The following is a 25,182-nucleotide window of genomic DNA, read 5'->3' on the forward strand; positions in this document are numbered from 1 at the left end:
CAACTCCTATATTGGGGGTGTTATATGATATCTGCGTCAAATAAACGTACCGCATGCTGGACCATGGGGTGTCCTGCCGCAGCTTGTTCCGCTTTTTGCTGGGACGCTTGCTGCCGGCAAGTCTCATCCTCAGGGCCGCCGTTGTTTTCTATGCTTACCTCAATGGGTTTTCCTAAATGTTTTCGGCCCAGCTCCGCCAGCGCTTTGGTTTTGGTGTTGAGTCTTGATTCTTCAAACCCCGAACAGGATGAAAGGGTCACAATCACTTTGTCCGGGGCGGATGTGTCCGCCTGACCCTTGGAAAATAAGCCGAAGATAAAGGGCAGTTCATGTTGAAGTACATCCATGAACTGCGACCAGGTTCCTGGTTTCTGGTGTTCCTGCTCCTGACGCAAAGGGGAAGGGGGGGGAGGCCCAGGTGAATCGGGTGAATCGGATAAATCCGTTGGGATATGCGGCGGTGGCGCCTGCTCCCGTTCCGGTTCATAGGGCATGGGCTCCGGCATGGGTCGTGTGCCTGCCAAAGGCGGTGTTTCGGTAAGTTTGTCTCCGGGGATCTGTTCTGAAAGCGGTGCAGATGTCAAGGGCGGCTTAGCAGATTGGGGCGGCGGTGAATCAACACGGGTCTGGCCAAGACGGTTCTCCATCCGGCGTGCTAAAAGATCCACCTTGGTGATGATCTCATCAAGCCGGATCTCCGGTTCAATCTGGATCATTTTGAGCAACACCATCTCTACGGCGGTCTGGGTATGGGATGCAAAGCGCACAACACTCTCCTCTTTTAAGAGAAGGTCCAGCAGCATCCCAAGATAGGCCGATGGAAAATTTCTGCACATCCGGTCAAGCTCAAGTTTTTCCGTTTCAATCATATTGAGCACAGGGCTCTCTTTTCCGCACAGCCGGATGATGTTCAGATTCCTGAATTGGGCAATGATACCGGAATAAAATTCTTTTAAATCCATGCCGGAATCATTGATTTTGCTCACAAGATCAATTAGTTGTGCCCCGTTTCTTTCCAGTACGGCCGAAGATATGGAAAAAAGAATTTTTCGGTCCGTGACCCGAAGTCTCTGGGCCACCAAAAGCCTGTCAATCTCTTTTTCAGGCCCGGCTGAAAGAATTCTGTCCAAAAGGCTTAAGCCGTCCCTGATCGAGCCGTCCGCCTCTAAGGCGATCAGTTCCAGCCCTTTAGTTTCAACCGTATACCCTTCTTTTCGGCATAGATCCCCTAAGTGGGCGCAGATCCTGTCCAAGGCAATTCGCGACAAGTCATGGCGCTGGCACCGGGACAGGATGGTGGCCGGAATTTTGTGGATTTCCGTGGTGGCAAAGATGAAAAGAACATGGGCCGGGGGCTCTTCAAGGGTCTTGAGCAGGGCATTGAAGGCAGCCACCGAAAGCATGTGGACTTCATCAATGATATAGATTTTGTACCTGGCAGCTGAGGGCATGTAGGCCACATTGTCCCTCAGTTCACGGATCTGCTCCACACTGTTGTTGGAGGCGCCGTCAATTTCAAACACATCGGCACAATGACCGTTGATAATGTCTTTGCAAATTGTGCACTCATTGCAGGGCGAGGGGGTCGGCCCGGTCTGACAGGTCATGGCCTTGGCCATGATGCGGGCAATGGTGGTTTTGCCGGTACCCCTGGGGCCTGCCAGCAAAAGGGCATGGGGCACCCTGTTTCCGGAAATGGCGTTGGTCAGGGTGGTGGTGACATGATCCTGTCCAACAACTTCTGAAAATGTCTGGGGCCGGTATTTTAATGCCAGAACCTGGTAAGACATGGTGTTTAGTATCTAAATGATTTTTATGTTTCTTTTTAAAAAGTACAAGGCTTTATACCAGAGGGGGTGTTAGGGGTCAATGTCGGGGTGGGATTTTGTTTTAACACAAAAAAATATCAGAATGTTTTTTCTTGTCATTTTTTCTTATTTTTTTAATAATCCACTCAAATTGGCCATTTAAAAATTCGTATATACCCGGCTAAAAGGCAACGGCTAAGAGCCATGGCCCAGATACTCTGTTGACACCAGGCTCAACCGACAACAAATAATGATAGTAGTTCAACAAGTTATTGTAATTCTCATATAAGAGGCATTCATAAATGAAAATCATAAACATAAAAGAGATGTGCATAAAATTTTTCAGGCAGTACGGCAGGCAGATTGGAAACCAGGCAGGTTTTTCCTTTATTGAACTGATGGTGGTTGTCATCATCCTGGGGATTCTGGCCGGCGCCATTGTGCCAAGGTATATGGATAAGGCGGACAAGGCAAAAATCGTAAAAGCCCAAGTGGACATTGCTGCCATTGAAACCAGCCTTAAAATGTACAAACTGGACAATGGGTTTTATCCCACAACGGAACAGGGCCTTTTAGCCCTGATAGAAAAGCCGGCCACCGATCCCGTCCCCCGAAGCTGGAATGAAAACGGATATTTTGAAAAGCAAAGAGTTCCCAAAGATCCTTGGGGAGCCGAGTATGTTTATCTGTGCCCCGGTGTCCACGGCACGTTTGACCTGATTTCATATGGTGCGGATTCAGAATCAGGAGGGGAGGGGATCAATGCGGACATCACCAACTGGGAAGAGCAGGAATAATCCATCTGGATTTACCTTTGTTGAACTGATGGTGGTGGTGGGCATCTTCTCTATTGTTCTGCTGTTTTCAATCCCATTGTTCCGGCAGATTCATTTGACGTCAAACGCCTCTGATCGCGTATCCGGGTTGATTTTTTTCCTGGAAAATTTAAAGCTTAAGGCCATGGTGGAAAATAAAAATTTGACCCTTTATATGGATTCCGGTTCCGGAAAAATGTATGTGACCGATGACACAATGGATGCGGATGCCCGGCAGGTTGCCCTGAATAATGGCATATCCCTGAACGGTGATCTGCAATTGCTTAATCTGGAATTTCCGGATGACGGCACCAGGGCCGGTGATGACAAAAGCATCTGTTTTTTCAGCAAAGGTTATTCAGACCGGGTCCTGATTCATGTCCGGGAAGAGAGTCGGGAGATGACCATTCAGGTATGCATGTTCCAAAAGAGCGTTCATCTGATCGACCGATATGTCTCCTATGACGACTGCATATAATCGATTATGGGATCATGGCGGCTGTCAGGGGCAGACCGGTTTTACCCTGATTGAGGTGATTGTTGCCATGACCATTATTGCAACGGTTATGGTGGCATTGTTCAGGATGCAGTCCGGCACCATCAATCTGGCCGGGGCCGATGATTTCCAGACAACAGCCCGGTATCTTGCCGCCAAGGCCCTTGCCCAAATCGAGCTTTCCATCAATGACCCGGAGCTGAAAGGCGAGTTTGACCAGGCGTTTAAAGGATATGCCTGGCATTGTGAGCTGACGGATGTAAACGCCAATTTTTCAGATATCATGCCGGATTTGACCGACAAGATCGGCACATTAAAAAAAATTGATTTGACAATAACGCGGGAGCAGGGGGGCCGGTCTTATCATGTTGAAACATTCAGGTATGCCCCTGCAAGTTAACCCAACAGAGTGCGGATTCACCCTGATGGAACTGATGGTGGCCCTTGTTATTTTTTCATTTGTTATGGTCATTCTTTTTTCATCTTTTAATGCATTTATATCCACAGGGCAGTCCATTGCACACGGTGTTGATTATAATGAACGGGCCAGGGATGCATTCAGAAGAATTCTGGATGATCTGACCGACATGTACGTGCCGGAATCCGGGATAATAGATGTTTTGAACCGTGTCGATGATCAGGACGTGGATACTTTCCAGATGACCGGCAGTGAGACCAGCGTAGGTGGAGAGACCTTTTCCACCCTTGGATTTGCCTGCCTTTCAGGCGTTCAGACGGGCCGCAGCAGGCCGTCCGGTGTGGTTCGTGTTACTTATTACGTTCGAAAAAACAGCCAGGAATTATTTGATCTTTGCCGGGCTGAGCGTCCCATCGGCAGTGACAGGGAGACCGACCCGTGTTTAGACCCGGTCCTTGCCGACAATATTACCGGATTTACCATTGACTTCATTGATGCAAAGCGTAATGAGTATCGGGACTGGGATGCGGATACGGATAAGAATAAGGAGCGTGACCGAGTGTCCCTGCCGTGCGTATTGAACATCGGGTTGACACTGAAAAGTGAAAATAAAGAAAAAGTATATGAAACTGCCGTGGTTTTACCGGTACAGGGCCCGACAGGTGAATAGTATTTACCGCAATCAAAAGGGCATGGCCCTGATTGCCACCATTGCTGTGGTTGCCATTCTTTGTGTAGTGGCGTTGGAGGCCGGACGCCTTGCAAAGCAGGCTGCTTCGGGGACCATCGCCGAGAACGATATGTTTGCGGCCCGGGAAATGGCCATGTCCGGCATCCACCTGGCCATGATGATTCTGGCGATGGACGGGGCTGACAACGAGATTGATTCCATCCAGGAACCATGGGCGGATCCGGAACAGATCTCCCTGGCTGTGGCAGCCATGGGATTAAACCCGGAAAACGTATCCCTGAAAATTTCCGACGAGATGGGAAAATTGCAGTTAAACGCACTGCTTAAACAGTTTCCCGGCAATGACTTCAATGATGCTCAGGTGGTGGTACTGGAACGCTTTTTAACCCTGGCAGCGCCGGAAGACAAGTCCGATGGTGCCGGCAGCGCCGTTGAAATTGTCAATGCGCTTAAGGACTGGCTTGATTCAATGGACGATGATACCATAACAGGGTTGACAGGTGCCGAGTCAAATTATTATGAATCCCTGGATGTGCCTTATACCTGTGCCAATGGTCCCTTAAGGCATATCAGTGAATTATTCCTTGTCAAAGGGGGTGTTGACGCAATTTTATCCCCGTCATATATCAGTCAGGGGATGGATGAATCTATTCAGGCAGATATAAAGGATATGTTTACAGTATACGGTCTTTCAGATGTCCACAATTCCCAAGAGAACCGTTTTTCATTTTCAGGCACGGTTAATATCAATACCGCACCTGTGGCGGTACTCGCAGCACTTTTGCCCGAAGGCCGGGACTTAAATGCCCAGGACCTTGCCGACTATCGGTCCGAGAAGGCAAGCTTGGGCCGGGAATATATCCATACCCTTGAATCCGGGTGGTTTGAGGATGTCATTGCCCTAAGTGATAATGAAAAGAAGGCGTTTGAAAATGTGATTACCTATTCGAGCAGTGTTTTCAGGGCTGACTGTACCGCTAAAAAAAATGGTTATCAAGTGACCTTGCGCGCTGTAATGAAACGGGAAAAACAGGATATGACAGGCAAATGGTCCTGCCGGATTCTTCAAATGGAAAGAGGATAGACCATGGCAGCCCCCCTTTTGATCATCCGTGAAAATCGCACAGGGATTGATGCCTGGCTGGTGGAGGGGCGTGGGAAATCCCAGATTGTTCAGGCATTGGCCCGTGTGGCCTATGAAGATCTCGAAACGGTTGAAAAAGATCAGACCTTGTTTGATGCGGGATTGGCATCTGTTGTCCAGGCCGTTGACCCGGCCGTTAAAAAGGATAACACGCTCCAGGCCATGCTTCTTTTGCCGGCCGGCCGGTTTTATTTTCGAAATATCAGCTTGCCCTTTACATCCCGCTCAAAAATCAGGCAGGTTCTGCCCCTGGAGCTTAATACCCGGTTTCCAAAGGAACTGGGCCCTGTGGTGACTGACTTTTTCTGCTATGAACTGGAAACACAACAGTCGAACCCTTTGGTATTTTCCGGGTCCATCGAGGAAGATATACTTAAGTCTTACCATACAAGCCTTATGGCAGCCGGTCTTAAACCCGTTGCCATTGCGCCCGGGTGCCTGGCCATGGTCGCCGCTTTTCTTAGAGAGAACAAAGAAAATAAAAATTTTGTTTTTTGGGACACGGACGGGTGTGAGATGGTTTTAACCCTGGTGGCCCAGGCAAATGTGGTGCAAGTTCGGACTCTTTCTGTGGACCCATCGTTTCAACTGCCGGCCCAGGCAATTAGGCAGATGTTGTTAGGGTTCTGGCAGCGTTTTGGTGTAACGGATACCTTTCATATTTATATTTGCGGAGATTTTGATGAATCTGCCCGGAAGAGGATGCGTAACGCCCTTGCAGATATTTTTAAATTTCAGTCCGACTATACCGGTCAGGATGTCAGCGAACCGCAACTGCCGGAACCAATGAACGGATTGGCCTTTGTGGATCTGTCCCAGAATCTTGCATCAATCACCCCGGACCTTGCGATGCTGAACATGTGCCGGGGAAAGTACGGTTCAGAGTCATTTATCCGGGCATACCCGGGATATATCATAAGCTGCTGTGCCCTTGCCCTGCTTGCGTTTATTCTGTTCATGGTTAATATCCACATGGACATATCACGGCTTGAAAAACAGATTGATCAGGAAAATCAGGCCATGACCGCCATTTATAAAAAGGCGTTTCCGGATAAAAAAATAGGCAACATTGATCCTTTGCTGCTCATGCAGGCCGGTGTAGGGGAGCTCACCCGGGGGGGCTCTGCAAATGCCGGCTCTGAAGAGATAGACCGTGTGGAGGCCGGAAATATCCTGCTTGAACTCTCCCTTTGTATCCCGGCAACCGTGGATGTCCAGGTGGACCGCCTCACGCTGGATAAGGAACGGATGCTTCTGTCAGGATCTGCAGATAATTATAATACCATTGATCAGGTAAAGGGCTTCATTGAAAAGTCGCCGTTTTTCAAAAAGGTGAATATCGGCAGTGCAGTGGCAGGGAAGGGCGGTAACCGTGTGGACTTTAAATTCATTATTGAGATATGATGATGCTTGAATTGTCAAAACGGGATAAAAAATTTATAGCCGCAGGCACTGTGTTCCTTGTTCTGTTCAGTCTTGTCTGGTTTGTTTACCTTCCGGCCGTGGACAAGCGGGCAATGCTTGAAAAAAAGGTGATCTCAAAAGCCGCAGATATTGAGCGGATGCAGGTCCTTGAAATGACGCGGCGGCAATACGCAAAAAGTTTTGATCTGGAAAAAGAGGCCCTTGAAAAAAGAGGGTCCAAGTTTACGCTTTTTTCCTTTCTGGATGCCCTGTCCTCCAAGAGTCTTGTGAAAAAAAATGTTGCCTATATGAAACCGTTTTCCCAGGATATGGAAAACAGTGATTACAGACTCTCCCGGGTAACGGTCAAGTTACAGCAGGTCTATTTAAAAGGCCTGGTGGATTTCCTTGTCAGAATTGAAACTTCTCCCCATGGTGTATCCGTCATGTCACTATCCCTGACAAAGTCCGGTGACAAGGGGCAGTTTCTGGATGCAGTAATTGAAACCCAGATCCTGGCGTTAAAAGCCGAAAAAGAAAATGAAGATAGATCTTAAGACCTGTTGCATGCTTTACAGCCAAGGACGAAGCGTGTGCCGATGAACAACCGAAGGAGAATAAATATGTTGCAGGATCGTAGCAACGCGTTTACGCTGAAATACCTCTGCTTAATCCTTGTGGTGTTGGCCCTGGCCGGGCTTTGCCCGGTGCAGGCGGCACAGAATCGGAGCGCTTCAGAATATGTGTCCATGGATTTCAATGATGTTGACATCGGTGTCTTCATTAAATTCATCAGCACACTGACCCAGAAAAATTTTGTGGTGGACACCAAGGTCAAGGGAAAGGTGACCATTATCTCTCCTGAAAAAATATCCGTGGATGACGCATACAAGGTTTTTGAATCGGTTTTGGATATTTACGGGTTTGCCACGGTTGAAACCGGAAGCGTTGTCAAGATCATTCCTGCTGTAGATGCCAGGGGAGACAATGTGGACACCCGTATGGCAAGGTATGCGGAACAGACATCAGATAAACTGGTCACCCGGATTATCCCCCTGACTTATGCAAGTGCCGATGAGCTTAAAGCCCTTTTATCCCCCATGCTTGCAAAGGGCGGTCTCCTTTTGTCCCATCCCGATTCAAATATGCTTATTGTCACGGCAACCCTATCCAGCATTGACCGGCTGCTCAAGCTGATCAACACCATTGATGTGGAAGGCGTGGGCCGCAAAATTACCATTTTGCCCATCAAATATGCAGATGCGGAGAAAATGGTCACCAATCTGACCAAAATTTATTCAGCACAAACAAAAAAAATTGCAGGAAGGAGAAAAAACAGCAATGATTTTTCTGTGGAGATGGTGGCCGATGAACGAACCAATTCCATTATCCTTTTGGCCAGTGAACAGGAAAGCGCACAGATCACGGCACTTGTGACTGCTTTAGATAAAAAGGTCCCCAAAGGGGAAGAAAAGATCCGGGTCTATTATCTTGAGCATGCCACTGCCGAGGAGTTAGCTGCCGTGCTCCAGGAAATTCCCGAAAAGAGCGGCAGTAACTCAAAAAAGGATGGCCAGAAACAAGCCCCCCTTTTGTCCGATGACATTAAAATCACGGCGGACAAGGCCACCAATTCCCTGGTTATTATTGCGGATAAAGATGATTATCCGGTATTGGAAGAGGTGATTAAAAAACTGGATGTGCCAAGATCCATGGTTTACATTGAGTGTATGCTCATGGAGATGAATGCGGAACGATCCCTTGATTTCGGCATGGAATGGCAGGCGGCCGAAACAGTTCGCGGCGACTCCAATGTCGCGTTTGGCGGATTCGGCACCAAAGCTTCTGACTCCGGAGATCTGGCCTCTGCGGCGAAAGGAGTACTGCCCAGCGGTTTTTCCATGGGTGTCATCGGTAAAACCCTTGAAATCGGCGGGGTAACTTTTCCGTCATTCCAGGCCATTCTCCAGGCATACAAGAAAGATTCAGATGTGAAGATTTTGTCCACACCCCAGCTTTTGACCACGGAAAATGAGGAAGCCACGATTACCATTGGTAAAAACGTGGCCTACCAGACCCGGGGGGGTGTCTACAATGACTCCTCTACCGACTCCACCGCTTACAATGCATACGAATACAAGGACGTGGGCATTACCCTCAAAATCACCCCGTCCATCAGCCAGGGACGCCTGGTAAGGCTTGATTTCTATCAGACGATTACCAAACTGGACACCGCGAACACCACCAATGCGGATCGGCCAACCACCTTAAAACGGGAACTTGAAACCACCATTATTGTGGAAGACGGCAATACCGTGGTGATTGGCGGATTGATTGACGAGAGCCTGAGCAAGGAAGTCGGCAAGGTGCCGTGTCTCGGTGACATACCTGTTCTGGGTAATGCCTTTAAAAGCCTCTCTTCGGGCAGTGACAGAACCAATCTATTTATTTTCCTGACTCCCAGGGTGGTTAAAAATAACCTGGAGGCAAAACAGGTCTATCTGGAAAAAAAGGATAAGATGGACGAACTTCATAAACAGGAAATCAAATTGTATGATGAAGATGCGCCCATAAAAAGCATTCTTTTGAATTGATATGGAAAAATTAATCCAGCAGTTTGTTGACAGGCTGGCAACATTTGTCACCCTGGACCGTGAACAAAGGGAAAAAATCAAGGCTGCCTGTGCCAAGGATCCGGCCCGGATGTGGGAAATGGCCTGTGACACCAAGCTTGTGTCCGAATCCCACTCCCTGAAGGCGTTAGGGGGGATCTACGGCATTGAATTTCTGGACGATCTCGCGTTTTTTAATCCGGATCTCTCCGTGTCCGAAAAGATTACCCGCAAGTTTTTGAAAAAAAATCTTATTGTCCCGCTTAAGCCTGAAAACAACCCCCCGGTTATCGCGCTGAATGATCCTTCGGAGTTGAGTTATGTGGATGACGTGGCCATGCATGCAGGCTTTGCGGACTATACCCTGGCCTTGGCCACAAAAGCCCAGATTTTAAGTGCGATCAATATGATCTTCGATCAGGACGGGCGCAATGTCCAGAAACTTATGGACGACATGGAAGATGATGAATTCCTCCATATCGAAGACATTGAGCATACCGCAGATCTTTTGGACGATACCAGCGACGCCCCGGTCATCCGCCTGGTCAACCAGATGATCTCCCAGTCGGTCAAGGCGGGTGCCAGCGATATTCACATCGAACCGTTCCAGGATGAACTCATTGTCCGGTATCGCATTGACGGAATACTCTACCCCATGATGACCCCGCCCAAGATGTTTCAGTCCAGCCTGATTTCCAGGATTAAGGTCATGGCCAAGATGAATATTGCCGAAAAGCGGGTTCCCCAAGACGGCCGGGCCCAGGTCCGGATGGGAAACCAGGAAATTGACATGCGTATTTCAACGGTCCCCACCAATTTCGGCGAGCGCCTGGTTATCCGCCTGTTAAACAAGTCCGGATATTTCATGCAGATTTCAGAATTCGGCCTGTCCAGTGAAAATGAACGGCACCTGCATGATATTTTTCGGCAAAATCACGGCATTGTTCTGGTTACCGGTCCCACAGGCAGCGGCAAGACCACCACCCTTTATGCGGGATTGTCTGAAATCAACACCCCGGACCGGTCTATTATCACGGTTGAGGACCCGGTGGAATACAACTTGAAAGGTGTGGGGCAGATTCAGGTGAACCAGAAAACAGGCCTGACATTTGCCCGGGGACTTAGATCTATTGTTCGCCAGGACCCGGATGTCATTCTCATTGGTGAGATCCGCGACATTGAAACCGCTGAAATTGCGATTCAGTCGGCTTTGACCGGGCACCTTGTGTTTTCCACACTTCACACCAATGATGCCCCCGGTGCGGTGACCCGCCTGGTGGATCTGGGCGTGGAGCCTTACCTGATCACCTCTTCAGTGAATCATGTGATTGCCCAGCGCCTTGTCCGGGTGCTCTGTGCCCATTGCCGGGAGGAATTTGTGCTGTCCCGTGGGGATCTGAGCAGTTTTAACAGCATCAACGGCCTTGTCCCGGGACAGAAGGTGTTCAAGCCCAAGGGCTGCCCAAAATGTTTTAACACAGGGTATTTGGGACGCCAGGCCATTATGGAGATTCTCCCCCTGGATGAGGAATTGAAGTCACTTATCCTGGAAACCTCGGATGCCAACCTGATCAAGGTTGCTGCGGTGAGAAAAGGGATGAAAACCCTGCGAAGCGACGGGTTGGCCAAAGTGGCAAAGGGCATCACTTCCCTTCGGGAGGTATTGCGCGTGACCCAGGAATAGGTCTTATCCTAATCCTCCTTTCAATAAGGATTAACCCATTGAAAAAACAGGAACGGGACAAATTACTGATCTCTTTTTTCAAGAAAAAAGAGATCTACAAAAAACTGGCTGAGTATATTGTCCGGCTGATCAGCGATGATCCTTCAGCGCCAAAGGAAAGTATCCATACGATACTGTATCGAATCAAAGGTGAATCAAGGCTTATTGAAAAAATCGAGCAGAAAAATGCCGGTTCTGAATCTGATAAAGATCTTGTCACACACAAAAATTTTGATGAAAGGATTGGGGATTTAATCGGTATCAGGATTATTTGCCTGCGCCTTTCTGATATTGTAAAAGTCGAAGCCTATCTTAAGTTTCTGGTTGAAGAGAAAATATTGCAATTCATACAAGGACCCGATTATAAAAGATCTTTTGTTTTACCCATAGACCCGGGCAAAGCAGCACCACAGGATATCAGTTTTCAATATAGCGGATATTCTTCAATTCATTACCAGATCAGGCTGGGTGATAATTCAGATGCAGGCGACGCGTTTAAAAAAATTCAGATTGAACTGCAATTGCGGACCATTCTTGAGGAGGCGTGGGGGGAAATTGACCACAAATACAGGTATAGATACAGCCGAATCGGGGAATCTCTTCCGGAACATATACATTCAGGCTTCTATAATCTAAGTGCTTATCTTCAGGCTGCCGCGATGCATGCGGAGCAATTGTGTCGGGAAGTAGAGGCGTATCGGGCGTCACGGCGGCTAACCTCTAATGGAAAGAATAGGCTTTCGATTGCCTCTGAACATGGGGTGGATGAGAAAACGAATGGATTTGCTGATCAACTAACGGTTCCTCCAGCGCTTAAAACGGTGCTGGAACAGAGCTTTGGGTTTAAAGTGACAGACCGAACGCTTGCGTATATCATGAGGCGGCTCAATAAATTAGGCTACACCCAGCGCTCTAAGCGGTTTTTTCAGACAATGTTCAAAAAAAGCAGGCTGAATGATTTTCAAACGATTTTTCAAGAAGTGCTGAACCGAGATCCCTTTAAGGAGAGTAAGACGATAAATATTGATATAATAAATGCTGTAAATTTCGCACTTTTTGATGAGATTGAAGGCACAATGGTCGCAAAGGAAGGGTTGAGATCCACTTTGAAATGGAGAAAAGATCGTTCATCGCGATAACCTCCTTTAGTCCATTCGTTGATATCGAAACTGCAGAAGAAGCCGATAGAGCCCCCGGCGCTGCCGCAGTACTTGCCTCTTCTTCCGCCTGTCCACTCTGGGCCGGGATTGATGTTTAAAATGATTCTCCACACCATTGTATCCTTGATGCCGGAATCGACCTTACGCCGGCCATGTATCAAGAAAATAATTTGTATGATATGATATCTGGATAACCTTCATAAAGAGGATGCCTTAATGTCAGAAAAAAAACAAACTTTAAAAATGTATGGAACCATTCAAAAAAATATACAGAAAATTTGAGTAAGCCAGAGCTTGAGACCAGTATCAAAATTGGAAGATATAATCGATTGAATGCATGCCTGGCAGAGGCATGCTTATAACGCGAGAACCGAAAAATCACACGTCAATGATGCTGTTATCATTGCAGATAGACAGGCCAGTCTTTGATTTATATCAAAGAGATTCTTCACCAAACGAATTTATTTTTGAATTGTAATGTGTTAGGCAGTAATCAATACACCATTCCAGCTTTTATTGTGTCCGCGGTTATTTTAGTTTTATACTTTTTCTTTGTGACTTGATCCAGATCAAGGTTTTTGGACTTTTCTAATCGTATCTTGTACCTGCGAATACGACGTCAGTTAGCAGTTAATTTATAAAAAGGAGGCCTTTACATGTTTTGTTTTCAATGTCAGGAAACCGCTAAGAACCAGGGATGCACCATTAATGGGATTTGCGGGAAAAAGGGAAGCACGGCAAATCTTCAGGATTTATTGATTTATAATTTAAAAGGAATCGCTCTCCTTGCCCAAAAAGCAAAAAACGCAGGTGCGGATGTCCCGACGGCCAATGGGAAATTTATCGCAGAAGGGTTGTTTACGACGATTACAAACACCAATTTTAATGATGAAAACCTTATAAATTGGATTATCCGTGCCCAGGCTGTTAAAAAGAAATTGTTCGACAGCGTCAAAGATAAGATCGGGTCAGATCTTCATGATTGTGCGACCTGGTTTTCGGATGATACGTCGGCATTTGAAGCCAAGGCAGAAGCAGTCGGCGTTCTTGCAACTGAAAATGAAGATGTCAGATCTCTCAGGGAGCTTCTGGTCATCGGCCTGAAAGGGATCTGTGCATACGCTGATCATGCCGCTGTCCTTGGTGTCACGAAAGATGAGATTTGGAATTTTCTGTATGAGGCATTAACCTCCACAACCCAGGATCTGAGTGTTGATGACATGGTTGCGATGGTCATGAAAGCCGGTGAAACAGCCGTGACCGCAATGGCGGCGTTGGACCAGGCCAATACCCAGGCCTACGGCAACCCGGAGATAACAGAAGTCAATCTCGGTGTGGGTACAAACCCCGGCATTCTGATTTCCGGCCACGACCTGAAAGACATGGAAGAATTGCTGGAGCAGACAAAAGGTACGGGCGTTGATGTGTATACCCATGGGGAAATGCTGCCTGCCAATTATTATCCTGCATTTAAAAAATACGATCACCTGAAAGGCAATTACGGCGGATCCTGGTGGCACCAGAATGAAGATTTCGAAACCTTTAACGGTCCCGTCCTGATGACAACAAACTGCATTATCCCCATTAAAAAGAAAAATACATATCAGGATAAGGTTTTCACGACCGGCGTTGTTTCCTATCCGGGCACAACGCATATTCCGGACAGGACAGATGGCGGCGCCAAAGATTTTTCAAAGATTGTTGAACTTGCAAAAACTTGTCAGCCTCCCACAGAGATAGAAACGGGTACAATCGTTGGCGGATTTGCACACAATCAGGTGCTGGCACTGGCGGATAAGGTTGTGGAAGCCGTTAAATCAGGAGCGATCAAGCGCTTCATCGTCATGGCCGGATGCGATGGCCGCCAGAAAGACAGAAACTATTTCACCGAAGTTGCTGAAAAATTACCGAAAGATACGGTGATACTCACTGCCGGGTGTGCAAAATACAGGTACAATAAACTCAATTTGGGAGATATCGGCGGAATTCCAAGAGTGCTGGACGCAGGACAGTGCAACGACTCTTACTCCCTGGCCGTGATAGCCATGAAACTGCGGGATGCTTTTGGGCTGGATCACATTAACGACCTGCCGCTCTCTTTTGATATCGGTTGGTATGAACAAAAAGCCGTGGCTGTTTTGTTGGCATTGCTGTACCTGGGTGTTAAGGGGATTCGTTTAGGTCCTACGCTGCCCGCTTTTGTCTCACCGACAGTGTTGAATGTTCTGGTTGAAAATTTTGATATCAAGCTTATTGGTGACGTTGAAGCAGATATTGAAGCCATGATGGCCGGTAATTAGAAAACAGCGGAATAGGTAATGATCAGCTTGAAAAAGTAGTATAAAACAAGTTCCATTAAAAAAGCAGCCGTTAGAATGAATCTTAACGGCTGCTTTTTTATTAAGAGACGTAATTCACATAAATCAGTCTGGTGATGGTTAGAAGCACCATGGTCAGGAAAATGGGCCGGATAAAGGGCGTCCCTCGTTTGATGGCCATTCCCGAGCCGATATTGGCACCGATAATCTGCCCGACCGCCATAACCAGACTTACGGTGTACAGGGCATTTCCCCCTGCGATAAACAGGGCTAAAGCCGTTTCGGGGAATAATACATTCCGGAGACCATTTTTAAAATTCATAATTTGAGCTCTCCGGGTATGCTACACACCGGGATAGGTTCCATTTTATGCCGGTTGGCCCGGTTGAATTTCCGGTACACTTCCAGAACATTTTTCTGATGATCTGTTATATCCCGGCTTTTGTCGCCGGCGTCATAGGTCATGGCCCATTCCAGTTCATCATAGGAGGCACCGATCTGGCTTTCGTCCGTACGGTTGTCTTCCCAAAGCCCGTCGGTTGGCCGGGCTGACAGTATATCCCGGCTTACACCAAGATAACGGCCTAAAGCATACACCTCGGTTTTCATCAGGTCTCCAATGGGGGATATATCCACGCCGCCGTCTCCGTATTTGGTGTAAAATCCAACACCGAAATCCTCCACCTTGTTTCCGGTACCGGTCACGAGCATTCGGTGATGGGAGGCAAAGGCGTACAGGGTGATCATGCGAAGTCTGGCCCGGGTGTTGGCCATGGTCAGACCATCCTGAATGGCTGACGGCAAGGTTGTTTTTATCTGTTCAAACACCGGGGTCAGATTAACATCATGGCCTGTGACATTGTCATAGGTTTTGGAGAGCCAGGCAATGTGTTCGCCGGCCCGGGAGAGCTGATCCGATGCCTGGTGGATGGGCATGTTCAAGACGATTACGGGGTAACCGGTCCTTGCACATAACGTTGATGTAACAGCCGAATCAATCCCGCCGGATACGCCGATGGTGAATCCTTTTAATCCGGATGCGTCGACATAGTCTTTCAGCCAGTTGATGATGTGGGCAGCCACTTTTTCTGCATTCATATTTTTTCCTTGCATGGATGGCGCGCTTGGGTTTCCAAATCCCGGCAGGCAGACTGCCGGGTGTATTCATACAGGATGATGGAGGCGGCCACGCTGACATTCAGGCTCTGGGAGCGCCCGTACTGCGGAATGGTCAGCCGTTTTACTTCCGGGAACAGGTCCGGTTCAAAGCTGAGGCCGAATTCCTCATGACCAAAGACAAAAGCGCTTTTTTCAGGCAGGGCCACATCCATTACCGGATCTCCCTGACCCGGTTCAAGTATAAATGGGGTGTATCCCCTTTCAAGAAGTTCGGCGTAACACGAGATGAACCGGCTGTGGAATTTTGCCGGCACATATTTGAATGCGCCCCTGGCAGGTGCGGGGTCAAAGAATTCGGTGCCGATAAGATGAACCTCATGGCAGCCAAAAGCTTCTGAACTTCTGAATATTTTGCCGATGTTAAAGGTGGGTTTCAGGCCGTCCAGAACAAGGATGCATTTGTGAATGCCCGGCGTGGCCAGGCGGTTTTTATTCCGGTGGCGACGGAACCGGCGTCTTGCCTCTTCTTTTGCATCCTTGATCATCATTCTTGCCTTATATGAGCCCATAACCTTTTTTCCCAATTAAAATTTAAGTGTTTTGTATACACCCTTGCCGTGAAAATTGCAAAATTGTTTAACTGTGGTTTTTTCGAATTCCTAATACAGCCATGGTCAGGCGGGAGACGCAGATTAACTCTCCTTTATCGTTTTTAATGTCAATGTCCCATACCTGGGTCGTTCTGCCAAGGTGCAACGGTGTGGTTCGCCCCGTGACCCGTCCCCGGGATACACTTTTAATGTGATTGGCTTTGATTTCAAGACCCACGCTGTAATATCCGTCATCAAGGGTCATCTGGGAGGCGCAACTGCCAAGGGTTTCGGCCAGGACCACCGAGGCACCGCCGTGGAGGATGCCCATGGGTTGATGGGTGCGGGTATCCACGGGCATGGAGGCGGTTAAAAAATCCTCGCCTTTTTCTTCAAACGTAATATCCAGATGACCCATCATTGTATTTTCCTTGAACCGGTTCATATCATCAATAGTGAACTCTTTTTTCCAGATCATGTTTTGTCCTTAATTGCTTTATCCTGATTTGGCCTAAACGGTTCCGGGCTTAACAAAGTGGTTTGTTCACGCCATTTTTCTTATGTTGCTATACGGATCGCATCGTTGGGTTATTACATATTGGTTTTGGATAAACTTTGCAATAACGGCTGTTGTATATTTGTAAAATAGGTTTTCGTTCAGCCTCTAAGATTAAAAAAGGTGATTTTCAAATCCTTTATAATAAGGTATTGTTGAATACTCGAATTACATTTGGGAAATTAGCGTTTGAACGCAAAGTCACCCACCTGCGGCGTTGCAGAAAAAAGTTACAATCCTGACAATCCCATTAAACAAGGAGACGCATCATGCCAATCGTTAATTATCAGCAATATTGCCGGATGCTGGATAATGCCAAACAGAACAAGTTTGCATACCCGGCCATTAACACCACCTCAAGCGAAACCATTAATGCCGCCCTTCTGGCATTCAAGGAAGCCGACAGCGACGGCATTATCCAGGTCTCCACGGGTGGCGGCAGTTTTGCCTCGGGCCTGGGGGTGGCACAATCTTATAAAGGAGCCATTGCCCTGGCTGAATTTGCCCATGCCATGGCGGCCTATTATGATGTCAATATTGCCCTGCATACGGATCACTGTCACCCTGAATATGTTGACTCTTTTTTAATGCCCCTGATCGAAGAGACGGCAAGGCGTCGTGCCAAGGGGCTGCCCAATCTGTTCAGTTCACACATGTACGACGGATCTGCTTTGCCCATGGCGGAAAATATTGCTGCTTCAAAAAAAATTATGGAAGACTGTGTGGCCAATGACCTGATTCTGGAGATTGAAACCGGCGTGGTCGGCGGCGAGGAAGACGGCCATGATACGTCAGGGGTGAAAAAAGAAAAACTGTATACCACACCCCAGGATATGGTGATGGCTGCCAAGGAACTGGGCGCCATGGGAAGGTTTCTTTTAGCCGCCACCTTCGGCAATGTGCATGGGGTGTATAAGCCGGGTAATGTGGTGCTCAAACCCGCAATTTTAAAAGAGGGTCAGGACGCCGTGGCCAATGCGCTTGGCGCCGGCAGCCGGCTGGACCTGGTGTTTCATGGTGGGTCCGGTTCCGAATTAAAGGATATCCATGAGGCCCTTGATTATGGGGTGGTTAAGATGAATGTGGACACAGACACCCAGTACGCCTATACCCGGCCCGTTGCGGACCATATGATGAAAAATTATGATGGTGTACTCAAAATCGAAGGGGAAGTGGGTAACAAAAAAGTGTACGATCCGCGTTCCTGGGGCAAAAAAGCTGAGCGGAGCATGGCGGACAGGATCATACAGGCCTGCCGGGATTTAAGATCCGAGGGCACTTCCCTTGGAAAAAATATCTAAAGGGGGAAAGAGTGAAGAAGCTGTTTCTGTTTGTTTTTGCCCTGTCGTTATTTGTGATACAGGCAGCCCAGGCGTCAACCCCGAAAGATACCCTTGTCATGGCCTTTAATATAGATGAGATTATCTCACTGGATCCGGCTGAAATTTTTGAATTTGCCAATGCTGAATATGCCGCCAACGCATACGACCGTCTGATTAACTATGATGTTGATAATGTCAGTAAGATATATCCGGGCATTGCTGAAAGTTGGGATATCTCGGATGACGGGTTGAGCTACACATTTAAAATCAGGAAAGGTGTTACCTTTGCCTCGGGAAACACACTGTCGGCAGACGATGTCGTTTTTTCCCTTCGTCGTGTTGTCCTGCTTGACAAATCTCCGGCCTTTATTCTGACCCAGTTTGGATTTACGCCTGAAAACGTGGAAAAGACCATCGCGAAGGTGGATGATTATACGGTGAAAATTCTTGTGGACCAGGCCTATGCCCCCACCTTTTTTCTTTACTGCCTGACCTCAACAGCCGGATCCGTTCTGGATAAAAAAGAGGTCATGGCCCATGAAAAGGACGGTGATCTTGGGTATGGCTGGCTTAAGACCGGGTATGCCGGTTCCGGGCCATATACATTAAGAACCTGGAAGGCATCGGAAATCATGATCCTTGATGCCAACAAAAATTATTGGGGGGATGCACCCAAATTGAGACGCATCATCATCCGGCATATTGCCGGATCTGCCGGCCAGCGCATGCTGCTGGAAAAAGGCGACATTGATATGGCAAGAAACCTGACGGCGGATGATCTGAAAAATCTGGAAAAGAACAAAGATATAAAATTTCAGAAAAGGGCCAAAGGCAGGATCTACTACCTGGGGCTGAACCAGAAAAACAAATATCTCAAGATACCTGAGGTTCGCCAGGCACTTAAGTATCTCATTGATTACAAAGGTATGGAACAGACCATCCTCAGCGGCAAGGCCACCATCCACCAGGCCTTTTTGCCGAAGAGCTTTCTGGGCGCATTGGAAGAGACGCCTTTTTCCCTTGATATTGAAAAAGCAAAAACGCTTTTGAAAAAAGCCGGTCTTGAAAACGGCTTCTGCGTCACCATGGACACAAGGAATACCGAACCCGTAACTTCCATGGCCCTTTCCATCCAATCCACTTTTGCCAAAGTCGGCATAAAACTTGAGATCATTCCCGGAGACGGCAAACAGACCCTGACCAAATACCGCGCCAGACGCCACGATATCTATATCGGAGACTGGGGGCCGGACTATATGGATCCGCACACCAATGCAGACGCCTTTGCCCGGAATCCGGACAACGCCGACGATGCAAAATCCAAACCCCTTGCCTGGAGAAATGCCTGGGATATTCCGGAGATGACCAAAAAAGCCGATGCTGCCGTACTGGAACGGGATACGGCCAAACGCGCCCGGATGTACATGGATCTCCAGCGTCAACACCAGCAAATCTCCCCTTTTGTCATTATGTTCCAGGATATTGAGGTTGTGGCTGAAAGGGCCGATGTTAACAATTTCATTTTAGGACCCAGTTTTGACAGTAACTTTTACCGGTATACAACCAAATAACACGCGTGAGTTTCAAAATCGTACCATGGGCGTCCTGATGCTATACCCGAGGCGCAGATAATGCCTGCGATGTTTATTCATGTCTGAACCGCTAACAAGAACAAGGCTAATCAGGACCCTGAATCAGACGATCCGGATACTGCTGATGTTGGCAACCACATTCTTAGGCCTTTTGCTGATCACTTTTCTCATTGGGAGAATTGTTCCCATTGATCCGGTTCTGGCCGTGGTCGGAGACAAAGCCTCTCCCCAGGTTTACGAAAAAGCCCGCATTGCCATGGGATTGCACCTGCCGCTGTGGAAACAGTTTTTAATCTATATCGGCAACGTGGTCACAGGCGATTTCGGCACATCCGTGCTGACGGCCAATCCTGTGATCGACGATATTTTAAGGGTTTTTCCGGCCACCTTTGAACTGGCCATCACGGCTACGATCATGGGCATTGTGTCAGGCATCCCCCTTGGCATATTTTCGGCGGTAAAGCAGGGCAGCTTTTTTGATCATGTTACGCGTGTCATCGGCTTGTTTGGCTATTCCCTGCCCATTTTCTGGCTTGGGCTCTTGGCGTTGATGTTTTTCTATGTCCGGCTTGACCTGCTGCCCGGCCCGGGCCGGGTCGATCTCTTTTATGAGGGCATTGTGATGCCTGTCACCGGCATTTTGATGATAGACAGTATTATTGCCGGGGAGTGGGAAATTTTCAGGAACGCCGTGTATCATCTGATTCTTCCGGCCTCCCTTCTCGGCTATTATTCCATGGCATATCTGTCAAGAATGACCCGCTCCTTTATGATTGAACAGCTTCGCCAGGAGTATATTCTTACTGCCCGGGTCAAAGGCGTAAAGGAGTGGAAAGTGATATGGGGGCATGCTTTAGGCAACTGTGCCATCCCGTTAATCACAGTCATCGCCCTGAGTTTCGGGAGCCTGCTTGAGGGTTCGGTGTTAACGGAAACCGTTTTTGCCTGGCCTGGCCTGGGCCTGTATCTGACCAATTCCCTGCTCAATGCCGACATGAATGCGGTTTTAGGCAGCACCATTGTTGTGGGTGCCATATTTCTGGGGGTTAACCTGTTCTCCGACGTTTTATATAAAGTGATGGACCCAAGGGCCCGTTAATTTTCCCAACGATATTGAAATGATGACCAACAAAACACTGAAAACAGGCCGCATGAGGGAGTGGCTTCGGGCAGATACGCCGGACTCCGCTTTCCAGGCCTGGTCCGGTCGAGCTTATCTGGGGCTTCTGGCATTCATGAAAAACCGGCTGGCAGTTTTGGGGCTGCTGATTATTGTCGCCCTGATCGTTATTGCAGTGCTTGCACCTGTCATTGCCCCCTATGACCCGGTTGAAACCGACATCGGCAACCGTCTTCAGCCATTGTCCTTTACCCACTATTTGGGTACCGATGAGATGGGACGTGATATTTTCTCCCGGATTGTTTTCGGCTCCCGACTGACCCTTTACATCATCAGCCTTGTGGCCATCATTGCTGCCCCTGTGGGAATCCTTGTGGGTACGGTTGCAGGGTATTTCGGCGGGATCGTGGACACGGTGCTCATGCGCATCACAGATATTTTCCTGGCCTTTCCCAAGCTTATCCTGGCCCTGGCCTTTGTTTCCGCTCTGGGGCCGGGCATTGAAAACGCCGTCATTGCCATCTCCATTACCTCCTGGCCCCCTTACGCCCGAATCGCCCGGGCAGAGACCCTCACCATAAGAAATTGCGATTTCATAAAAGCCGTCAGGCTGCAGGGCGCAGGTGCGTTAAGGATTATTACCGGCCATATTATGCCCCTTTGTCTGCCTTCTCTGATTATCCGGGTTACCCTGGATATGGCAGGAATTATTCTGACGGCTGCAGGACTGGGGTTTCTGGGTCTGGGTGCCCAGCCGCCCACTCCGGAATGGGGGGCCATGACTGCCGGCGGAAGAACGTACATCATCGACCACTGGTGGTTGATCTCCATGCCCGGGAGCGCCATCTTTATTGTGAGCCTTGCATTCAACCTTCTGGGGGACGGGCTTCGTGAAGTCCTTGATCCAAGGAGTGACAACTGATGACCGGCAACACGTCACTGCTCACGGTAACGGATCTGTCCGTGGTCTTTCCGTCTTTTAAGGGGGATGTCTGTGCGGTCAACAACATCAGCTTTTCCATGGGTAGGGAAAAATTAGGTATTGTGGGAGAGTCCGGTTCGGGAAAATCCGTAACCGGCCGGGCCGTACTGCGTCTGCTGCCGCCCTGTGCCAGGGTCAGGGCCTCTGAAATCTCTTTGAGGGGAAAAAACCTGCTGGATTTTTCCGAAAAACAGATGAGAAAAATCAGGGGTATGGAGATCTCCATGGTCATGCAGGATCCCAAGTACTCCCTGAATCCGGTAAGAACCGTGGGGGAGCAGATACGCGAGGCCTATACCATCCATCATAAAGCCGGGAAAAAGCAGGCCCGCCAAAAAGCCTTGGATATGCTCAACGCGGTCAGGATCAGAAATCCGGAGCAGGTCTACGACCTTTATCCCCATGAGGTGTCCGGGGGCATGGGCCAGAGAATCATGATTGCCATGATGCTTATTCCCGAACCCAGTCTGCTCATCGCCGATGAACCCACTTCCGCCCTTGACGTTACGGTGCAGCTTCAGGTCCTTGCCATCCTTGATGATCTGGTCAGTGAACGGGGCATGGGCCTTATGTTTATTTCCCATGATCTTGAGCTTGTCGCCTCGTTCTGCGACAGGGTGATCATTATGTACGGCGGACAAATCATGGAAGTGCTTCCCGCCGGTAATCTTCATAAATCAAATCATCCTTACACAAAGGGATTGCTTTCTTGCCTGCCTAAAATAGACGGCACCCAGGATCGTCTGCCCACACTTGTCCGCGATGACGCCTGGCTTAAGCCGGCTCCAGGAGCCTTTGGCCGGGGGGCTGCGTCATGATCGTCGTTGAGAATCTCAATGTTTTTTTCGGCCATGGCCAGGCCCGAAACCATGCGGTACGGGATGTTAATTTTACCGTGGAAAAGGGTGAAAGTTTCGGCCTGGTCGGAGAGTCCGGATCAGGCAAATCAACGGTTCTCAATTGTATCTCGGGACTGTTGAGCCACTGGACAGGGCGTATGGAAATTGACGGCGTCAGGTTGAAGCAAAAAAGGAACATCGGGTTTTGCCGCAAAGTTCAGATGGTTTTCCAAGACCCCTACGGGTCGCTTCATCCCAGGCATACCATTGACCGGACACTCAAGGAACCTGTGAAGATAAACCGCCTTGGGGATGCCAACCACCGGGTGGCGCGTGTGCTTGACGAGGTGGGGCTGGGGGCTGAATTCAGGTTTCGTTTTCCTCACCAGCTTTCCGGAGGGCAGCGTCAGCGCGTGGCTTTGGCCAGGGCCCTTATCCTCGATCCTGAAGTGATTCTGCTTGATGAACCCACCTCTGCCCTTGATGTCTCCATCCAGGCCGAGGTGCTTAATCTGCTCCAGGATCTTAGAAGGGAAAAACAATTGACCTATATCCTTGTCAGCCATGATCTTGCCGTGGTCTCCCATATGTGTGATACGCTTCTGGTGATGAACCGCGGCAAAGCTGTTGAAACCATTACCCGCAGTCAGCTTAAAAGCGGTGTGATCAAAGAAAAGTACACAAAGCAGCTTCTTGTGGCCGGCAAGGGATATGACCGAACCGCCATTGATCTATTCCAGGATTTCAGATGATACCCAATGCCGCTATTTTGGAGACTGCATTGTCCCGAAAATTATGATAATATAAGTAGAAGCGTTTGATGCTGTGAGTATTTTTACGTGGTACACTTTTTGCTTTTGTTTATGCCGGCGGGCTGACATACGTTTAATGAATGGACGCGTTACCGGAATCCAAAGATGAATGTTTAATCTGAATGGGTTAATCAGGAGGATACAATGAAAAACAGATATTTGAAATTTTCAACCCTAATCATGCTTGTTTGTTTTGGTTTAACCACCATACTGCCGGCTGCAGCCCTGGCAGATCGGGACTCTAAACCAGGCCACTGGCGCGGTCACGGTCCTGAAGGCAAGCACGGTCCAGGAAGGAAACACGGTCCGGCTTTCAGGCATGTTCCGCCGGGCGGCCAAAAGGTCAGGCACAGGGGAGATGACTATTTTTTCCACAGGGGCCGCTTTTACAGGCATAGACCTGACGGTTATTTTGGGGTGCGTCCGCCGCTGGGGATCATTGCCTACAGCCTTCCGGCCGCTGCTGTCACTGTGCTGATCGCGGGATTAACCTATTATTTGTATGATAATGTGTATTATAGAAGAGTGCCTGCCGGATATCAGGTAGTACAAGCTCCCACCCAGACGACGACCATTGTGCACACCCCTCCTGCTGTACCGATGAATCCGGCCGATTCCGGTACCCAGGTCGTGGTAATGTCCAAAATTCTTAATGTTCGGTCCGGTCCGGGAATCAATCATGCCGTTTTGACCCAGACTTATATGGGCAATGTTCTGATTATCCAGGGCAGTGCGTCTGACTGGTATTATGTCCGGCTTCCTGATAATACCTATGGCTGGGTCATGAAAGCGTTTGTGACTATGCCCGACAACGGAGCCCAGGGGTAATGGTGTTTGTCAATAAAGTTCAGGAGTGTGCACGATTTATACAGGAGCGCATGCAGGTGCGGCCTGTTGCCGGTATGATTACCGGAACAGGCCTTTCCGATACCTTGACCGACCTGCAGATCCACCAGGTGTTCCCCTATGCCGGACTGCCCCATTTCCCCCAGGCCACGGTGGAGAGCCACAAGGGGTGTCTTGTTCAGGGCAGTCTTAATGGCAGGGATATTCTGGTTTTCCAGGGCCGGATACATCTGTATGAGGGGTATTGCCCGGAGCTTGTCACGTTTCCGGTAAGGCTGCTTCAGGCCCTTGGGGTGCCGATGCTCATCCTTACCAATGCAGCCGGCGGGATCAACCTGAACTTCAGGGCCGGAGACATTATGCTCATCCGGGATCATATCAACCTTACCGGAAAAAATCCCCTTGCAGGTCCGCACGAGGCCTCCTTTGGCGTTCGGTTTCCTGATATGACCCGGGTGTATGATCCCGATTTGGGGCGGCGTGCCGTTGGGGTCGCTGCACAGGAAAAAATTCAATTACACGCCGGGGTTTATGCCGGCCTTTTGGGGCCAAGCCTTGAAACACCTGCAGAAACACGCTTTCTTAAAATTATCGGCGCCGATGCCGTGGGGTTTTCAACGGTAATGGAGGCCATTGCCGGGGTTCAGGCCGGTATGAAAATTCTGGGGCTTTCCCTGATTACCAATATCAATGATCCGGATGCGCCTGCACAGACAACCCTGGAGGCTGTGGTTGAGACTGCAGCAACGGCATCTGAAAAATTGAATCGGATCATTACCGGATTTGTTGGGCAGACTGCGTAATATCGATTTTAA

General features: G+C 48.8%; 24 protein-coding genes. 19 read left to right on the forward strand and 5 right to left on the reverse strand.

Features of this window, described 5'->3' with window-relative positions; genetic code table 11:
• Positions 1-20: 20 nt before the first annotated feature.
• Positions 21-1,790: a DNA polymerase III subunit gamma/tau gene (gene dnaX / locus DESPODRAFT_RS11685; protein WP_004073707.1), complete on the reverse strand. Its 1,770-nt coding sequence runs from the start codon at positions 1,788-1,790 to the stop codon at positions 21-23.
• A 320-nt stretch (positions 1,791-2,110) separates the two neighbouring features.
• Between dnaX and gspG the strand changes: the two genes are divergently transcribed.
• From gspG to hcp, 11 genes are all read left to right on the forward strand, one after another.
• Complete coding sequence (gene gspG / locus DESPODRAFT_RS11690) at positions 2,111-2,605, forward strand: type II secretion system major pseudopilin GspG (RefSeq protein ID WP_004073708.1); 495 nt, start codon at positions 2,111-2,113, stop codon at positions 2,603-2,605.
• The gene (locus DESPODRAFT_RS11695; RefSeq protein WP_004073709.1) at positions 2,571-3,101 is read left to right on the forward strand and encodes a pilus assembly FimT family protein; all 531 of its coding nucleotides are present in this window, start codon (positions 2,571-2,573) and stop codon (positions 3,099-3,101) included. The genes gspG and DESPODRAFT_RS11695 overlap by 35 nt, the downstream gene beginning before the upstream one ends.
• A complete protein-coding gene (locus DESPODRAFT_RS11700; RefSeq protein WP_004073710.1) occupies positions 3,085-3,519 on the forward strand; it encodes a prepilin-type N-terminal cleavage/methylation domain-containing protein in 435 nt (144 codons plus the stop codon). Before DESPODRAFT_RS11695 ends, DESPODRAFT_RS11700 begins: the two co-directional genes overlap by 17 nt.
• Entirely contained in the window at positions 3,485-4,207 is a 723-nt protein-coding gene (locus DESPODRAFT_RS11705; protein WP_004073711.1) for a prepilin-type N-terminal cleavage/methylation domain-containing protein, read from the forward strand. Before DESPODRAFT_RS11700 ends, DESPODRAFT_RS11705 begins: the two co-directional genes overlap by 35 nt.
• On the forward strand, positions 4,161-5,312 hold the full coding sequence (locus DESPODRAFT_RS11710; RefSeq protein ID WP_004073712.1) for a type II secretion system minor pseudopilin: 1,152 nt from the start codon (positions 4,161-4,163) through the stop codon (positions 5,310-5,312). Before DESPODRAFT_RS11705 ends, DESPODRAFT_RS11710 begins: the two co-directional genes overlap by 47 nt.
• Positions 5,313-5,315: 3 nt before the next feature.
• On the forward strand, positions 5,316-6,776 hold the full coding sequence (locus DESPODRAFT_RS11715; protein WP_004073713.1) for a PilN domain-containing protein: 1,461 nt from the start codon (positions 5,316-5,318) through the stop codon (positions 6,774-6,776).
• The gene (locus DESPODRAFT_RS11720) at positions 6,773-7,333 is read left to right on the forward strand and encodes a type II secretion system protein M (protein WP_004073714.1); all 561 of its coding nucleotides are present in this window, start codon (positions 6,773-6,775) and stop codon (positions 7,331-7,333) included. The genes DESPODRAFT_RS11715 and DESPODRAFT_RS11720 overlap by 4 nt, the downstream gene beginning before the upstream one ends.
• Positions 7,334-7,399: 66 nt before the next feature.
• A complete protein-coding gene (gspD, locus tag DESPODRAFT_RS11725; protein WP_004073715.1) occupies positions 7,400-9,370 on the forward strand; it encodes a type II secretion system secretin GspD in 1,971 nt (656 codons plus the stop codon).
• Between the two features lies 1 nt (position 9,371).
• A complete protein-coding gene (gene gspE / locus DESPODRAFT_RS11730; protein ID WP_004073716.1) occupies positions 9,372-11,072 on the forward strand; it encodes a type II secretion system ATPase GspE in 1,701 nt (566 codons plus the stop codon).
• A 38-nt stretch (positions 11,073-11,110) separates the two neighbouring features.
• Entirely contained in the window at positions 11,111-12,250 is a 1,140-nt protein-coding gene (locus DESPODRAFT_RS11735) for a GTP pyrophosphokinase (RefSeq protein WP_004073717.1), read from the forward strand.
• A gap of 677 nt (positions 12,251-12,927) precedes the next feature.
• Positions 12,928-14,571, forward strand: coding sequence for a hydroxylamine reductase (gene hcp / locus DESPODRAFT_RS11740; protein WP_004073718.1), 1,644 nt, complete (start codon positions 12,928-12,930; stop codon positions 14,569-14,571).
• 100 nt (positions 14,572-14,671) lie between these two features.
• Here hcp and DESPODRAFT_RS11745 read toward each other — a convergent pair whose 3' ends face one another.
• From DESPODRAFT_RS11745 to DESPODRAFT_RS11760, 4 genes are all read right to left on the reverse strand, one after another.
• Positions 14,672-14,911 carry a sulfite exporter TauE/SafE family protein gene (locus tag DESPODRAFT_RS11745; RefSeq protein ID WP_040015962.1) on the reverse strand — a complete coding sequence of 80 codons (240 nt, stop codon included), beginning with the start codon at positions 14,909-14,911 and terminating at the stop codon, positions 14,672-14,674.
• Positions 14,908-15,687, reverse strand: a complete 780-nt coding sequence (nadE, locus tag DESPODRAFT_RS11750) for an NAD(+) synthase (RefSeq protein WP_004073719.1) — start codon at positions 15,685-15,687, stop codon at positions 14,908-14,910. Before nadE ends, DESPODRAFT_RS11745 begins: the two co-directional genes overlap by 4 nt.
• A complete protein-coding gene (locus DESPODRAFT_RS11755) occupies positions 15,684-16,277 on the reverse strand; it encodes a TrmH family RNA methyltransferase (protein ID WP_004073720.1) in 594 nt (197 codons plus the stop codon). Before DESPODRAFT_RS11755 ends, nadE begins: the two co-directional genes overlap by 4 nt.
• A 67-nt stretch (positions 16,278-16,344) precedes the next feature.
• Entirely contained in the window at positions 16,345-16,776 is a 432-nt protein-coding gene (locus DESPODRAFT_RS11760; protein ID WP_004073721.1) for a hotdog fold thioesterase, read from the reverse strand.
• Between the two features lie 347 nt (positions 16,777-17,123).
• Here DESPODRAFT_RS11760 and fbaA point away from each other — a divergent pair, with 347 nt between their 5' ends.
• From fbaA to DESPODRAFT_RS11800, 8 genes are all read left to right on the forward strand, one after another.
• Complete coding sequence (fbaA, locus tag DESPODRAFT_RS11765; protein ID WP_004073722.1) at positions 17,124-18,155, forward strand: class II fructose-bisphosphate aldolase; 1,032 nt, start codon at positions 17,124-17,126, stop codon at positions 18,153-18,155.
• 11 nt (positions 18,156-18,166) lie between these two features.
• On the forward strand, positions 18,167-19,747 hold the full coding sequence (locus DESPODRAFT_RS11770; protein ID WP_004073723.1) for an ABC transporter substrate-binding protein: 1,581 nt from the start codon (positions 18,167-18,169) through the stop codon (positions 19,745-19,747).
• A 145-nt stretch (positions 19,748-19,892) separates the two neighbouring features.
• A complete protein-coding gene (locus DESPODRAFT_RS11775) occupies positions 19,893-20,867 on the forward strand; it encodes an ABC transporter permease (protein WP_004073724.1) in 975 nt (324 codons plus the stop codon).
• A gap of 19 nt (positions 20,868-20,886) precedes the next feature.
• On the forward strand, positions 20,887-21,810 hold the full coding sequence (gene nikC / locus DESPODRAFT_RS11780; protein WP_004073725.1) for a nickel transporter permease: 924 nt from the start codon (positions 20,887-20,889) through the stop codon (positions 21,808-21,810).
• Positions 21,810-22,688 carry an ABC transporter ATP-binding protein gene (locus tag DESPODRAFT_RS11785; RefSeq protein ID WP_004073726.1) on the forward strand — a complete coding sequence of 293 codons (879 nt, stop codon included), beginning with the start codon at positions 21,810-21,812 and terminating at the stop codon, positions 22,686-22,688. The genes nikC and DESPODRAFT_RS11785 overlap by 1 nt, the downstream gene beginning before the upstream one ends.
• Entirely contained in the window at positions 22,685-23,461 is a 777-nt protein-coding gene (locus DESPODRAFT_RS11790) for an ABC transporter ATP-binding protein (RefSeq protein ID WP_004073727.1), read from the forward strand. Before DESPODRAFT_RS11785 ends, DESPODRAFT_RS11790 begins: the two co-directional genes overlap by 4 nt.
• Before the next feature lie 204 nt (positions 23,462-23,665).
• Positions 23,666-24,349 (forward strand): SH3 domain-containing protein, encoded by a 684-nt coding sequence (locus DESPODRAFT_RS11795; RefSeq protein WP_004073728.1) that lies wholly within the window; start codon positions 23,666-23,668, stop codon positions 24,347-24,349.
• Positions 24,349-25,170 carry a purine-nucleoside phosphorylase gene (locus DESPODRAFT_RS11800; protein ID WP_004073729.1) on the forward strand — a complete coding sequence of 274 codons (822 nt, stop codon included), beginning with the start codon at positions 24,349-24,351 and terminating at the stop codon, positions 25,168-25,170. Before DESPODRAFT_RS11795 ends, DESPODRAFT_RS11800 begins: the two co-directional genes overlap by 1 nt.
• The last annotated feature ends 12 nt before the right edge of the window (positions 25,171-25,182 follow it).

Origin of the sequence: Desulfobacter postgatei 2ac9 (genome assembly GCF_000233695.2) — a bacterium.
Taxonomy (GTDB): domain Bacteria; phylum Desulfobacterota; class Desulfobacteria; order Desulfobacterales; family Desulfobacteraceae; genus Desulfobacter; species Desulfobacter postgatei.